The sequence below is a fragment of the Bradyrhizobium sp. 172 genome (genome assembly GCF_023101065.1).
In the GTDB taxonomy this organism is placed as follows: Bacteria; Pseudomonadota; Alphaproteobacteria; order Rhizobiales; family Xanthobacteraceae; genus Bradyrhizobium; species Bradyrhizobium canariense_D.
The window spans coordinates 304,881-318,022 of the sequence record NZ_CP064701.1; the positions used below are offsets into that span (position 1 = coordinate 304,881).

Annotated in this window: 9 protein-coding genes and 1 tRNA gene; 6 read left to right on the forward strand and 4 right to left on the reverse strand. The window is 61.9% G+C overall.

Features of this window, described 5'->3' with window-relative positions; all coding sequences use genetic code 11:
* Positions 1 to 38: 38 nt before the first annotated feature.
* Positions 39 to 524, reverse strand: a complete 486-nt coding sequence (locus IVB07_RS01430; RefSeq protein WP_026233199.1) for a (2Fe-2S)-binding protein — start codon at positions 522 to 524, stop codon at positions 39 to 41.
* Positions 525 to 880: 356 nt separating this feature from the next.
* On the opposite strand from IVB07_RS01430, the gene IVB07_RS01435 reads away from it, so the two are divergent.
* Complete coding sequence (locus tag IVB07_RS01435; protein ID WP_247338801.1) at positions 881 to 2,920, forward strand: HAMP domain-containing methyl-accepting chemotaxis protein; 2,040 nt, start codon at positions 881 to 883, stop codon at positions 2,918 to 2,920.
* A gap of 195 nt (positions 2,921 to 3,115) precedes the next feature.
* Positions 3,116 to 5,149 carry a HAMP domain-containing methyl-accepting chemotaxis protein gene (locus IVB07_RS01440; protein ID WP_247298112.1) on the forward strand — a complete coding sequence of 678 codons (2,034 nt, stop codon included), beginning with the start codon at positions 3,116 to 3,118 and terminating at the stop codon, positions 5,147 to 5,149.
* Positions 5,150 to 5,326: 177 nt separating this feature from the next.
* Here the strand turns inward: IVB07_RS01440 and IVB07_RS01445 are convergent, their stop codons facing one another.
* Positions 5,327 to 5,665, reverse strand: a complete 339-nt coding sequence (locus IVB07_RS01445) for a DUF3175 domain-containing protein (protein ID WP_018452857.1) — start codon at positions 5,663 to 5,665, stop codon at positions 5,327 to 5,329.
* Between the two features lie 182 nt (positions 5,666 to 5,847).
* Between IVB07_RS01445 and IVB07_RS01450 the strand changes: the two genes are divergently transcribed.
* From IVB07_RS01450 to IVB07_RS01460, 3 genes are all read left to right on the forward strand, one after another.
* A complete protein-coding gene (locus IVB07_RS01450; protein WP_026232409.1) occupies positions 5,848 to 7,335 on the forward strand; it encodes an MFS transporter in 1,488 nt (495 codons plus the stop codon).
* Between the two features lie 3 nt (positions 7,336 to 7,338).
* Positions 7,339 to 8,160: a trehalose-phosphatase gene (otsB, locus tag IVB07_RS01455; RefSeq protein ID WP_018452859.1), complete on the forward strand. Its 822-nt coding sequence runs from the start codon at positions 7,339 to 7,341 to the stop codon at positions 8,158 to 8,160.
* Positions 8,161 to 8,398: 238 nt separating this feature from the next.
* Positions 8,399 to 9,862: a trehalose-6-phosphate synthase gene (locus IVB07_RS01460; protein WP_018452860.1), complete on the forward strand. Its 1,464-nt coding sequence runs from the start codon at positions 8,399 to 8,401 to the stop codon at positions 9,860 to 9,862.
* Positions 9,863 to 9,913: 51 nt separating this feature from the next.
* On the opposite strand, the gene IVB07_RS01465 is transcribed toward IVB07_RS01460, so the two are convergent.
* Complete coding sequence (locus IVB07_RS01465) at positions 9,914 to 10,255, reverse strand: hypothetical protein (protein ID WP_018452861.1); 342 nt, start codon at positions 10,253 to 10,255, stop codon at positions 9,914 to 9,916.
* 196 nt (positions 10,256 to 10,451) lie between these two features.
* Here IVB07_RS01465 and IVB07_RS01470 point away from each other — a divergent pair.
* Positions 10,452 to 10,541: transfer RNA gene (locus tag IVB07_RS01470), tRNA-Ser, on the forward strand.
* Positions 10,542 to 11,321: 780 nt separating this feature from the next.
* Here the strand turns inward: IVB07_RS01470 and IVB07_RS01475 are convergent.
* Positions 11,322 to 13,142, reverse strand: coding sequence for a pentapeptide repeat-containing protein (locus IVB07_RS01475; protein WP_247767447.1), 1,821 nt, complete (start codon positions 13,140 to 13,142; stop codon positions 11,322 to 11,324).

Consider the following 13,142-nt stretch of genomic DNA (forward strand, 5'->3'; position numbering starts at 1 on the left):
AAAGCGGCGGCGATCGTTCTTGTTTCGAGGCGGGCCGCTTACTCGGCCGCCTGCGAGACCTTCATGCGGCCTGCCGCATCCAGCACGGCTTTGACGATGTTGTGGTACCCAGTGCAGCGACAGATATTGCCTTCGAGCTCGTGGCGGACGGTGGCCTCGTCGAGCTGGCCACCATAGCGGTGCACGATGTCGATCGCCGACATGATCATGCCCGGCGTGCAATAGCCGCACTGCAGGCCGTGATTGTCGCGGAAGGCCGCCTGCATCGGGTGCAGCTCGTCGCCCTTGGCGATGCCTTCGATCGTGGTGATGCTGGCGCCGTCGGCCTGTCCTGCCAGCATGGTGCAGGATTTGATCGCCTTGCCGTCCATATGGACGACGCAGGCGCCGCACTGGCTGGTGTCGCAGCCGACATGGGTTCCGGTGAGGTTGAGGTGGTCGCGCAGCAGCTGAACCAGCAGCGTGCGGTCCTCGACGTCGACAGCAACGGCCTTGCCGTTCACCGTCAGTTTGACTGTAGACACGGTTGAAGTCCTCCCGGGATCGATTTTGATTGTTTCTAATTAGAGACAGCGACCCGGAACTTTGCAACTACGATTTTGGCCGCCCGCGTCATGGAAAAGTCATTGATCCAGAATGCCCAACATTGGTTTGGGGGGCGAGTCGGCCGGATCGGGTTGCGGCTCCGGGGCGCCAGCTGGGATGCCAGCCTCTATATCCCTATCCGGCTCGCCTTTGCAGTCCGCCTTGGCCGATAGAGCCGGAAGCTCTGCGGACGCACCGAATTTACCGCCCCTTATCGATTCTGCCTTAGTTTTGCGCAGCCAGGTCAGGGGGCGGGGCGCCACCGGATCTCGGCTGAATGAAAATGGGGGTGGGAATGTCCGGGCGTATCGCGTCGTCGTCGAAGCGCACAATAATGCCGACCCTCAGGTTCCGCGCCAAGATCATTCTGGGGTTTGCCGCGGTGCTGGTGATCTCCGCCGGCAGCATGGCCTTCTCCTATTTTGGCTTCGAGCGGGTCTCGTCCGGGGTCGGGTCCTACCGCACCAGTGTCACCGAGGCCGATCTCGCCCGTAACATCGACCGGGAGCTGCTCGCCTATCGCTCGGCCGTCAGATATTTCGTCGTCACCGGCAAGGAGGACGACGCCAAGACGGCGCTGGACGCGGAGACCGGCCTGAAGAGCGCCATCGACCAGGCGGTCAAGAGCGCCAAGAAGCCGGCGCGGCAGGAAAGTCTGGACAAGCTCGCCAAGGAGTTTTCCAACTTCTCCGCGACCTTCGCGAAAGTCCTCCAGGCCAAGCGTGACAGCGCGCTGCTGGTGCAGAACCAGCTCATGCGCAACGCCAACCTCCTGAAATACAAGCTCGACGACATCGGCAACAATGCCTCCGATTCCGAGGCGCAGGCGATCGAGTTCGGGACCAAGCAGGTCAACGCCCAATTCCAGACCGCGAGCGGGGCGGCGACCAATTTCGTGCTGACGTCCGACCAGGCGATCGCGACCAGCGCGCTGGCGCGGTTGAAATTCGTCGAGAACTCGCTCAACGCGGTCTATTCCATGGACGACAAGATCGTCGCCGGCCTGAAGGACGCCAAGGGATTGCTCGGTGCCTATCGGGAATCGCTGGAGAAACTGATCGCCAACGCCAAGATGATCGACGAGCTCGTCACCGAGATGAGCGGCTCGGCCAGCGCGATCCTTCAGGGTGCCACCACCATGAAGGCGGACCTCGTTGCCGAGCAGCAGCGGTTGGAGTCCGAATCGGAAGCGACCATCGGGAAGACCGAGCAACTGGTGCTGATGCTGGCCGTCGGCGGTACGCTGCTCGGCGCGGTCCTCGCTTTCCTGCTCGGCACCGGCATTTCGCGTCCGATGATCGCGATGTGCAAGGCGATGCGCGAGCTTGCCGCGGGCAATTTCGACGTCGTGCTGCCGGGCCTCGGCCGCAGGGACGAGATCGGCGAGATGGCCGGCGCGGTCGAAGAATTCAAGGTGCAGGCCGTGGCCAAGGCCGAGCGCGATGCCGCCGCCAACGAACTTCAGAACAGGGAGCAGGCCGCAAGCCGTCGTTCCGAGCTGATTCGTTTCGCCGATGATTTCGAGAGCGCGGTTGGTGCCATCGTCTCCAACGTCTCGGCTTCCGCCGTGCAGCTGGAATCGGCGGCCTCGACGCTGACCCGCACCGCCGAGACCACGCAGAGCCTGTCGAGCCAGGTCGCCGACGTCTCCGAGCAGGCCTCCAGCAACATGCAGTCGGTCGCGACCGCGACCGAAGAGCTCTCGGCCTCGGTCGAGGAGATCGGCCGTCAGGTCCGCGATTCCAGCCGCATTGCCGAAGCTGCCGTGGTGCAGGCAAAGGAGACCGATAATCGCATCGGCAAGCTCTCGCATGCCGCCCAGCAGATCGGCGAAGTCGTCAAGCTCATCACGGCGATCGCCGAGCAGACCAATCTTCTGGCGCTGAACGCGACCATCGAGGCGGCACGCGCCGGCGAAGCCGGCCGCGGCTTTGCAGTGGTCGCCAGCGAAGTGAAGTCGCTCGCGAGCCAGACCGCGAAGGCCACCGACGAGATCTCCTCGCACATCACGGGCATGCAAGGCGCCACGGCCGAGTCGGTTGCGGCGATCAAGGAGATCGGCGCCACCATCGGCCAGATCTCGTCGATCTCGACCTCGATTGCGAGCGCGGTGGAGCAGCAAGGCGCCGCGACGCAGGAAATCGCGCGCAGCGTCCAGACCGTCGCACAGGGCACTCAGACCGCCGCCACCGACATCGGCCAGGTCAACCGCGGCGCCGCCGAAACCGGCTCGGCCTCGGAAGAGGTGCTGCATTCGGCCAAGACGCTGTCGTCCGAAAGCACCCGTCTGCGCGCCGAGCTCGACCGCTTCATGGGGAATATCCGGGCGGCGTAAGCGCTCAGCCGTCCCGGCCCCCCGTGCGCGATTGCGCACGAGGCCAGGACGACGAGACCCTGCGTCACGTAACCGCCGGTTGCGGCGCCACAAATTTACCGCAGCTTATCCTTTGCCATTTACCGTGCTCACGCGTCAGGAAGCGGGCTGCTTCCGGGCTGCGCCTGGTTTTCCGCGAATGGAATGGGGTGGGGAATGCCCGTCAAGTCGAAGCCGACCAGATCGAAGCTGCTCACCTTGCGTTTTCGCGCAAAAATCATCCTCGGCTTCGTGGCGGTGCTCGCCATCCTCGCCGTCAGCATGGCTTTCGCGTATTTCGGCTTCGAGCGGATTCAGGCCGCCGTGGCCTCCTACCGCTCCAGCGTCGCCGAAGCGGACCTTGCGCGGACGGTCGATCGCGAGCTGATCGCTTACCAGGGCTTGGCGCGGGCCTACACGCTGACCGGCGCGGCGGATGATGAGACCGCAGCCAAAGCAGCTGAAGAGAATTTGAGGGCCGCGATCGCCAAGTCGGCGGCGGCCACCACGGGCGCAGCCCGCCGCGAGCAGGTCGGCAGGCTCGAGGCCGACTTCAAGAGCTTCACCAAGGTGTTCGGCGAGATCATCACGTTGACGCGCGAGAACGGCAAGATCGCGACCGAGGAGCTCAACAGCGTCGGCAACAAGATCCGGTTCAAGTTCGACGATCTTGCCGATACCGCGGCATTGGCGGGCCTGAACTCGGTTCAGGGTACGGCCAAGGATATCACATCGCAATATCTGGCGGTCTCCACCTCGGTCAGCGCCTTCGTCGCCAAGCCGGAGCCGAAGACCGCCGACGGCGTGACCGCCCGCATCAAATTCCTGGAGACCCTGCTGGTCTCGATCTATGCCAACGACCAGAAGATCACCGACCGCGTCACCGAGATCAGCAATCTCCTCAAGCAGTACCGCGCCTCTTTTTCAAAGCTCACCGAGAACGTGAAGGTCATCGTCAAGCTGAACGGCGAGATGACCAAGACAGCCGCGTCCATTCTCAAGCTCTCGGGTGAGCTGCGATCGGAGCTGACGGCGGATCAGCAGCGCATCGAGGTCAACGCCAATGCCACCATCGGCGAGACCGAGCGGCTGATGCTGATGATGGCGCTGGGCGGCCTTGCCGTCGGCGCTGCGCTCGCCCTGATGCTGGGCAATGGCATTTCGCGTCCGATGATCGCGATGTGCAAGGCGATGCGCGAGCTTGCCGCGGGCAATTTCGACGTCGTGCTGCCGGGCCTCGGCCGCAGGGACGAGATCGGCGAGATGGCCGGCGCGGTCGAAGAATTCAAGGTGCAGGCCGTGGCCAAGGCCGAGCGCGATGCCGCCGCCAACGAACTTCAGAACAGGGAGCAGGCCGCAAGCCGTCGTTCCGAGCTGATTCGTTTCGCCGATGATTTCGAGAGCGCGGTTGGTGCCATCGTCTCCAACGTCTCGGCTTCCGCCGTGCAGCTGGAATCGGCGGCCTCGACGCTGACCCGCACCGCCGAGACCACGCAGAGCCTGTCGAGCCAGGTCGCCGACGTCTCCGAGCAGGCCTCCAGCAACATGCAGTCGGTCGCGACCGCGACCGAAGAGCTCTCGGCCTCGGTCGAGGAGATCGGCCGTCAGGTCCGCGATTCCAGCCGCATTGCCGAAGCTGCCGTGGTGCAGGCAAAGGAGACCGATAATCGCATCGGCAAGCTCTCGCATGCCGCCCAGCAGATCGGCGAAGTCGTCAAGCTCATCACGGCGATCGCCGAGCAGACCAATCTTCTGGCGCTGAACGCGACCATCGAGGCGGCACGCGCCGGCGAAGCCGGCCGCGGCTTTGCAGTGGTCGCCAGCGAAGTGAAGTCGCTCGCGAGCCAGACCGCGAAGGCCACCGACGAGATCTCCTCGCACATCACGGGCATGCAAGGCGCCACGGCCGAGTCGGTTGCGGCGATCAAGGAGATCGGCGCCACCATCGGCCAGATCTCGTCGATCTCGACCTCGATTGCGAGCGCGGTGGAGCAGCAAGGCGCCGCGACGCAGGAAATCGCGCGCAGCGTCCAGACCGTCGCGCAGGGCACCCAGACCGCGGCCACCGACATCGGCCAGGTCAACCGCGGCGCCGCCGAAACCGGCTCGGCCTCGGAAGAGGTGCTGCATTCGGCCAAGACGCTGTCGTCCGAAAGCACCCGCCTGCGCGCCGAGCTCGACCGCTTCATGGGGAATATCCGGGCGGCGTAGCGCTCGACCTTCGCGCCACGCCTCCGCCGTCGTCCTGGACAAGCGCAGCGCCGATCCAGGACCCATTACCCAAGGCGGAGTTGCCGGGCGAACTGCCAACTCCGAGTCATCGCCAAACCGCTCCCTGGGGTAATAGGTCCTGGATCGGCGCTGCGCTTGTCCAGGACGACCTGGCGCTCACTCCCTCCCGAACGCCCGCTTCAGCTCCACCTTTGCCCGCTCCAGCCGCGTGCGCTGCGTCTGCGGCAGCGTCTTGCCGGCGCGGTTGATGTAGAACGTCAGCATCGACAGCGCCGAGCGGTAGGCGCCGGTCTTGCGACGCGCGCTGTGCTCGGCCGAGCGCTTCAACGAAGCCGCGATCTCCTTCGCACTGGTCAGCTTGAACACGCCTTGTTTGAGGTCGAGCGCGTCGCTCTCTTTCGTCACGCGCTGTGACCAGCGCTTCGGTGCGGCGCGTCTGGTGCTCTTGCGCGCCGATGTTTTGCGAGAATGTGTCGTCTTTCTGGCATGAGCCATGCGTCAACTCCTTGCGGCTCCACCGAAAACCAGCGCCGTCAGCGGTCGTTCCTGCTGGAACCCGCCCCTGCCGCAGACGTTGTCGCAGGTGGCAGGCGGAATGCCGCACCCCCTTGATCGGATCGCCCCCATCCACGCCATGTGAACCGGGGCCATGTCCATTGGTCAGATGCAACAACGCGATGGAATTGCAGCGAAGCCCAGCGCCGAACGATGGACCTGTGGTCTCCACGGTGGCCGCGGCCGATCGCATCATCGAAACCAGCATTCCTGCACGGCTTGACGCGCTGCCGTGGAGCGGATTTCACACCCGCGTCGTGCTTGCGCTCGGCATCACCTGGATTCTGGATGGCCTCGAGGTGACCTTGGCCGGCGCGCTCTCCGGCGCGCTGAAGCAAAGCCCCTCCCTGCATTTCTCCAATCTCGATCTCGGCATTGCCAATTCCGCCTATCTCGCGGGCGCGGTGCTCGGCGCGCTCGGCTTCGGCTGGCTGACCGATCGCATCGGTCGCAAGAAGCTGTTCTTCATCACGCTCGCGCTCTATCTCTCGGCGACGGCCGCGACCGCTCTGTCATGGAATGTCGCGAGCTACGCGCTGTTTCGCTTCCTCACCGGCGCCGGCATCGGCGGCGAATATACTGCGATCAATTCGACCATCCAGGAACTGGTGCCGGCGCGCTATCGCGGCTGGACCGATCTCGTCATCAACGGCAGCTTCTGGATCGGTGCCGCCATGGGCGCCGTGGCGGCCATCGTGCTGCTCGATCCCGCGGTGATCGGCCCCGATCTCGGCTGGCGCCTCGCTTATCTCATCGGCGCGGCCATCGGCCTCGTCGTGCTCTTGATGCGGATGTGGATTCCGGAGAGTCCGCGCTGGCTGATGATCCACGGCCGTCCCGACCAGGCCCACGCGATCGTCGACGAGGTCGAGCGCTCGGTGCTCGGACACGGCCAGGAGACGAGCCACGCGCGTTTCGCCAGGATCCGCCTGAAAATGCGGACTCACACGCCGATCCGCGAGGTGGTGCACACGCTGTTCTCGGTCTATCGCCAGCGCGCGATGGTCGGCCTCGTGCTGATGATCGCGCAGGCCTTCTTCTACAACGCCATCTTCTTCACCTTTGCGCTGGTGTTGACCGATTTTTACGGGATCAGCGCCGATCATGTCGGCTGGTATCTGCTTCCCTTCGCCGCCGGCAATTTCCTTGGTCCGCTGCTGCTCGGCCGCCTGTTCGATACGCTCGGCCGCCGGACCATGATCATGTTCACCTACGGCGCGTCGGGCGTGTTGCTGGCGCTGTCGGGTTATCTGTTCTCGATCGGCGCCTTGAGCGCGCAAGGGCAGACCATCGCCTGGATGGTGATCTTCTTCTTTGCCTCGCCCGCCGCGAGCGCCGCCTATCTCACCGTCAGCGAGACTTTTCCCTTGGAAGTCCGCGCGCTCGCGATCGCGGTGTTCTATGCGGTGGGCACCGGCATCGGCGGCGTGATCGGCCCCGCATTGTTCGGGGCGCTGATCGACACGGGATCACGCACGAGCGTGTTCGCAGGCTATTTGCTGGGGGCGTTCCTGATGATCGCGGCCGCGATCGTGGCGTGGCGCTATGCCATCTCGGCGGAACGCAGATCGCTCGAAGAAATCGCGCGGCCGCTTGCGTCCATGGAGTAGACTATGAAATCGGAACTGGCTGAATTGGATCTAAAGCGCACCATGGTCGACGATGAAGCGCCCGATGCGGTGCCGGTGCCCCACGCACTCGTGCCGCATCTCAATGAAACAGCGATCCTGCTCGACATCGACGGGACACTGCTCGACCTGATGCCGACGCCGCGTGAGGTGTGGGTGCCGCCAGGCCTGTCGGAAACGCTGAACCGGCTGACGGAGCGCACGTCGGGCGCGCTGGCGATGGTCAGCGGGCGTTCGCTCAACGACATCGACCTGATCTTCGCGCCCGATGTCTTTCGCGCCGTCGCCGGCCACGGCGCCGAGATGCGGCTTTCCATTGACAACGAAGCCGATGCCGTCAGCGCGCCGCCGCTGGATAAGGAGCTGAAGCGGCGGCTCGCGGCGGTGGCCAAGCTCAGTCCCGGCATTCTGCTCGAAGACAAGGGCTATTCGCTGGCGCTGCACTACCGCCTTGCGCCGCATGCGGAGAAAGCGATCTACGAAGCCGTTTCGCTGATCCGCGCCGACCTGCCCAATGCGCCGATCGAGGTGCTGCCCGGAAAGTTCGTTTGCGAGATCAAGCATTCCGGTTTTACCAAGGCGACCGGCGTGCGCGAGTTGATGAAGCACGAGCCTTTCAAGGGGCGCCGTCCGATCTTCATCGGTGATGACGTCACCGACGAAACCGTGTTCGCGATCATGCCCGACATGAATGGGCTCGCCTTTTCGGTTGGTCGCCGCGCTATGGGGGTCAACGGGCACTTCGACGCCCCGAACGATGTGCGCACGTTCCTTGCGCGGCTGCTCGACGACTCAAGGTTGGAATAAGGCACCGACATCTCGGAGCCACATATCGCGTGCGTAATTCCTCCAGCGCGTCGCTTCATGCTGCGCGCGCCACGGTTCCAAATCCGGCTTTGTGTAGCGAAATCGTCAGGTTGCCTGGAGGTAAACCGGTTCCAACGCGCACGCCCGATTTTGGTTTCAATTGGTGCAAAGGATGATCAGGAACCATATTGATGAACGGCAGTTAAATGGGGTGGAATGAAACAGGAGGGGACGACCTGTGAACTTAGTCGTCGTTTCGAATCGCGTCGCGCGCGGCAAGCCCAATGAGCCCATGACGGGCGGTCTCGCGGCGGCCTTGCTACCCGTTGTGGAACATTCGGGCGCGATCTGGGTGGGTTCCTCGGGCCGTGTGCGTGACGGTCATCAGAAGGAGCCGTTTGCCGAGATCGAAGCACTGGGTTCGGGCGCGATTGCGACGCTGGACCTGCCGGCGGCGCACTATGGCGGCTATTACGAGGGCTTTGCCAATTCGGCGCTGTGGCCGGCGCTGCACTCGCGCAGCGATCTGATCCGCGTCTCGCGCGACGACTATGTCAGCTATCGCGAGGTCAACGCCTTCATGGCGCGCGCCTTGATGCGCTTCCGGAAAGCGCAAACCGCGTTCTGGGTGCAGGATTATCATTTCCTCGCGCTCGGTGCGGAGCTGCGGGATCTCGGCGTCGACGATCCGATCGGCTTCTTCCTCCATACGCCATGGCCTGTCGCCGCGGTGATGCAGGGCGTGCCCAATCATCGTGAGCTGATCACGGCGATGCTGGCCTACGACCTGATCGGCTTCCAGACCAATGACGATTGCCAGAATTTTCTCAGCTATGTCGCGGGCGAACTCGGCCTCGCCGTCGAAGACGGCGTTGCGATCTCGCAGCATGGCCGAACACGCTGCGAGGTGTTTCCGATCGGCATCGACGCCGAGAAGTTCGCGCAATACGCGGCGAAGTCGGCGTCGCATCCGGACGTGTCGCGGCTGCGCCGCAGTCTCAACGGCGAGCGGCTCGCGATCGGCGTCGACCGGCTTGACTATTCCAAGGGCCTCGTCAACCGCATCAGCGCGTTCGATCGGCTCTGGACCGAGCATCCGCACTTTGCGCGCAGCATTTCGCTGCTACAGATCGCAAATCCCTCGCGCGGTGCCATCGAAGCCTATGGCAATTTGCAGAACGAGGTCGCGCGGCTCGTGTCCGACGTCAACGGCCGCCACGGCGAGGCCGACTGGACACCGATCCGCTATCTCAACAAGGGCTTTAGCCAGGCCGTGCTCGCGGGCCTCTATCGCACCGCGCAGATCGGCGTGGTGACCCCGCTGCACGACGGCATGAACCTTGTCGCCAAGGAATACGTCGCTGCGCAAAATCCGGCTGATCCCGGCGTGCTGGTGCTGTCGAAATTCGCCGGCGCGGCCAACGAGCTCGACGCCGCGCTGCTGGTCAATCCGCATGACATCGACGGCATGGCGCGCGCGATCGCGGTCGCGGCGGCGATGCCGCTCACCGAGCGCAAGATGCGCTGGGATGCGATGATGAAGAAGCTGCGCGGCCACACCATCCAGCAATGGTCGGCGGATTTCGTCGCTGAACTGGAGAAGTGCCGGACGGAGAAGGCTGCAGTCGCGCCGCTCGCCAACCAGCCGCCGCAAGCGCTGCGCTGGCTCAAGTCGGCGATCTCAGGCGTGCGGTTGATCTAGTCTTCTTCTCCCCCGTTCTTTACAGCGAGGGCAGGGGCGAAGACGACAGCCTCAATAGCAGTACGACACGCCCTCCAGAATCGCACACTGCCGCTTGTTCGGCGCGTTCGGATCGTCGAGCGGCACCATGCCCTTGCCCTGGCCGACGAACACGCCGGGCCCGACATGCACTGAGCTCTTGTGGCCGATGATGACGCTTTGATGCGGCGTCGCGCTCGAGCGCGTGCCGTCCGGCCAGAGGATGGCATCGCCCGAAAGCATCCCGCGCCGTCCGTCGTCACAGCTGACATCAACCCCGTGCCGGGTGCAGACCTGGGCGGCGGCCGGTCCGGCGAAGGCAGCGGCAAGGGCCCAAATCAGGCTCAGCGCGGCAATGGTGTTGCGGATGGTCATGGTGCCCCCGGACGTGTTTGACGGTCTTGAGTGAATCGTCGCGCCAAACCCGCCGCCGGTTCAGCGGGCGGCCGGTTCCAAGCGTCGCCGTGGCGCCTGATATTGTCTATAAAGTACAATATCTTACGGAAAAATCATCCGATTTCCCCGCGATCCCTTGCAAAATCACCGGCGCCCCTTCAAGAGAGTGCGCTCCGGAGAGATGGCCGAGTGGCTTAAGGCGCACGCTTGGAAAGCGTGTGTGCGGGAAACCGTACCGTGGGTTCGAATCCCACTCTCTCCGCCACCTAAGTGCAGTGACGGAAAAATCCTTCAAAATCAAGCGGATCTAGAACCGTCGATCTTTGACAGTGTAGCACCACGGTGTAGCACCACTTAAGCTCTCGTTTACCACATTTAGGCGGCGACCTCGATCCAAAATGTCTCCGCCCGTGGTCCGGAAGGCGATGGATATGTTAGTCGCTCGTCTGCTCGGCGCGTCTACACGGACAACCCTATGAGCTACAGGTCTGCGGCGGTGTATTCGACACCCTCGCGGAGGAGTCCGCTGAATCCCAGCCGCGGCAGCGATGAGAAGGACGTGCCCCCCACGGCCAGCAACCGGATGTCCCCCATTCGCCACCCAAGCGGGCGCAAATGACATTGGCAGTGGGCTGAGGCTGCGTGACGCGCCAGGCATATCGACAGATTGTCGAGGAATGGACGGAGGAATAGTCCCGCAGTCTTGAGGAAATCGAGAAGGCGAACCGCGCCAAATCACCTATTCCGGCGCGCCCCTCGACGCTCTTGTGAGGTGCCTCACGTTCCAAGGAAGTGCGCCACGGGCTACTTCCGGACAAATACCAGGAAGGCGGGGCTACCTAACTCTCGAAACGGCGGTGCGACTCCATCAGCCTACCTTCTAGTTGAATCCCCTAATTCCCCGCGATAAAGTTACATGGCATATATTGATCATGGAGGCCGCCATGAAGACAGCAATTGGATTGCTTATCCTGATGCTCTTGGGCCTTGCTTCCGTAACTGTTGCCACGCCACAACCGGCGCTCGCCGGCTGCAGCTCCCGCTGTTAATTGGGGCAGTGGCTTTCCTTTTGCGGATGAGCTTTATCGATTGAGCTGTAGAGTTCTTTATAGAACTCTCCGGCTATAAGGCGCCGGAGTTGATAAACTTCGTGGCTCGGGATGTACGGTTGATCTTGATTCGATAGCGAGGACTTCAGGACGCTAAGTCCTACTTTTTCGTATTCTTTTCCGAGAGAGAAAGCTGCTGCTGCATATCGAAATTGTGTTGCGGTATCATCTTTGATGTCGAGAGGCTTCAGTACTTCGACCGCACTCTCTGCTTGGCCGAGTTGCATCAGGAGATAAGCATAAGTGTCTGTGTAGTTGGCCAGTTTTTCCTTGTAGCTTGCCTCACCGAGGTTTTGCTTCTCGCCAGTCAGAATGCATATGGCGACCTTGACGGCCCCGAGGGCGTTGCTTGTATCGGTCGACCCGTCTTGCTTGCAGTCTGGCGATGCCCCCGGCGTCCAAAGTGACCCATTAGGTAGAGATGACTTCAGCGGTTGTGCATTGAGCGCAGAGAGTTGCAGTCCCCAGGTCGCCAGGATCCAGGCAAAGCCATTCAGGGCGTCGGCGCGCGCAATTGCATTACCTGCCGCGGAGTTCACTTCTTCAATCTGCCTGTGTCTGTCATTTTGGAAGGCCGCAGAACTTTCCAGGACGTCCATGGAGACGTTAATGCGCATCAGATCCTCAAGCTCCTTACGCGTCCAGCCAAGAGCCAGCCACCAAGCTGTATTCAAAAACCTCTTTGGCTCGAATTTGCGGTCAAACCGAACATCCCTCAGGTAAGTACCGCGGAGATCGGCCCTGCTAAAATCGACATTGCAGAGATCCGCATCCTCAAAGTCGGCTCTATAAAGTTCAGCTCCACTGAAAGATACGTTGTTCAGGTCCGCGCCTCTGAACTGGCCAAATGTCAACTTGGCGCCATCAAAAGCTACTTCTTGAAGTTGAGCACCTATAAACGAGCTTCCATACAGCTGAGACTGTTTCAAATTTACTCGATTGAGTGTCGACTGGGTGAAGTTGGGGGCGACAAGTCGAGCCCCGCGAAAGGAAAGATCAACAAATTCCTTTCCAGAAAAGTCATACGGAGGCGCCACCCGCTGCAGGAGGGCCAAAAACTGGATACTTAGATTTTTGTGGTCCACAGATTCAGTTGGATTCTTGACTCTCGCAACGAGCGACTGAGAAAACCTTTCAGCAGACCAAAGTAAAACGCTCAGCAGGGCAACTGCTGAAAGCAATATAAGTACTGGGATCCAGAATACGATCTTGATAAGACGGCGTACTCTCTGCTTTTTCTTCTCGTAATTCTCACTTTCGTTCACAAAATTTGCAATCTCGGTATCCCTTTGGGCGTATCTTTTTGCGTCAGTAAGAGCTTGCCCTTCCAAAAGATAGCCTCTCTCGCGATTTGACTTGTAATACTGGCGAGCCAAGGCCGAGATGCGAGTTTGCTCTCTGGCGGAGGAATATTCCTGTTGCGCTGAACTCGTCGGCGTGAGTCCTTCCGATGGTAATCGTTTGAATTCGTCGATTGTCTTGTGCGCGGACAGACGTTCTGTGGGGGCTGCTGAGAGGATCTGTGCTATCCAGTAGTCCACTATTTCCTGAGCGTCGTCACGATCGCTCAACTCCTTCAGGATCGCGCCGGTAGCGATAGATCGGTCGATAAGCTCTCGAGCTGCGGCAATATCGGGCTCCTTGGCTTGATCTTGTCTTCTCAGCCGCCATTGCTTCAACAGCGCGCTGTTCTGCTGGCGGAGTTCTGCGAGGGAGGAAAATGGCTCTTGATCGGCCGAGCCTTCAGAAAGGGGCAT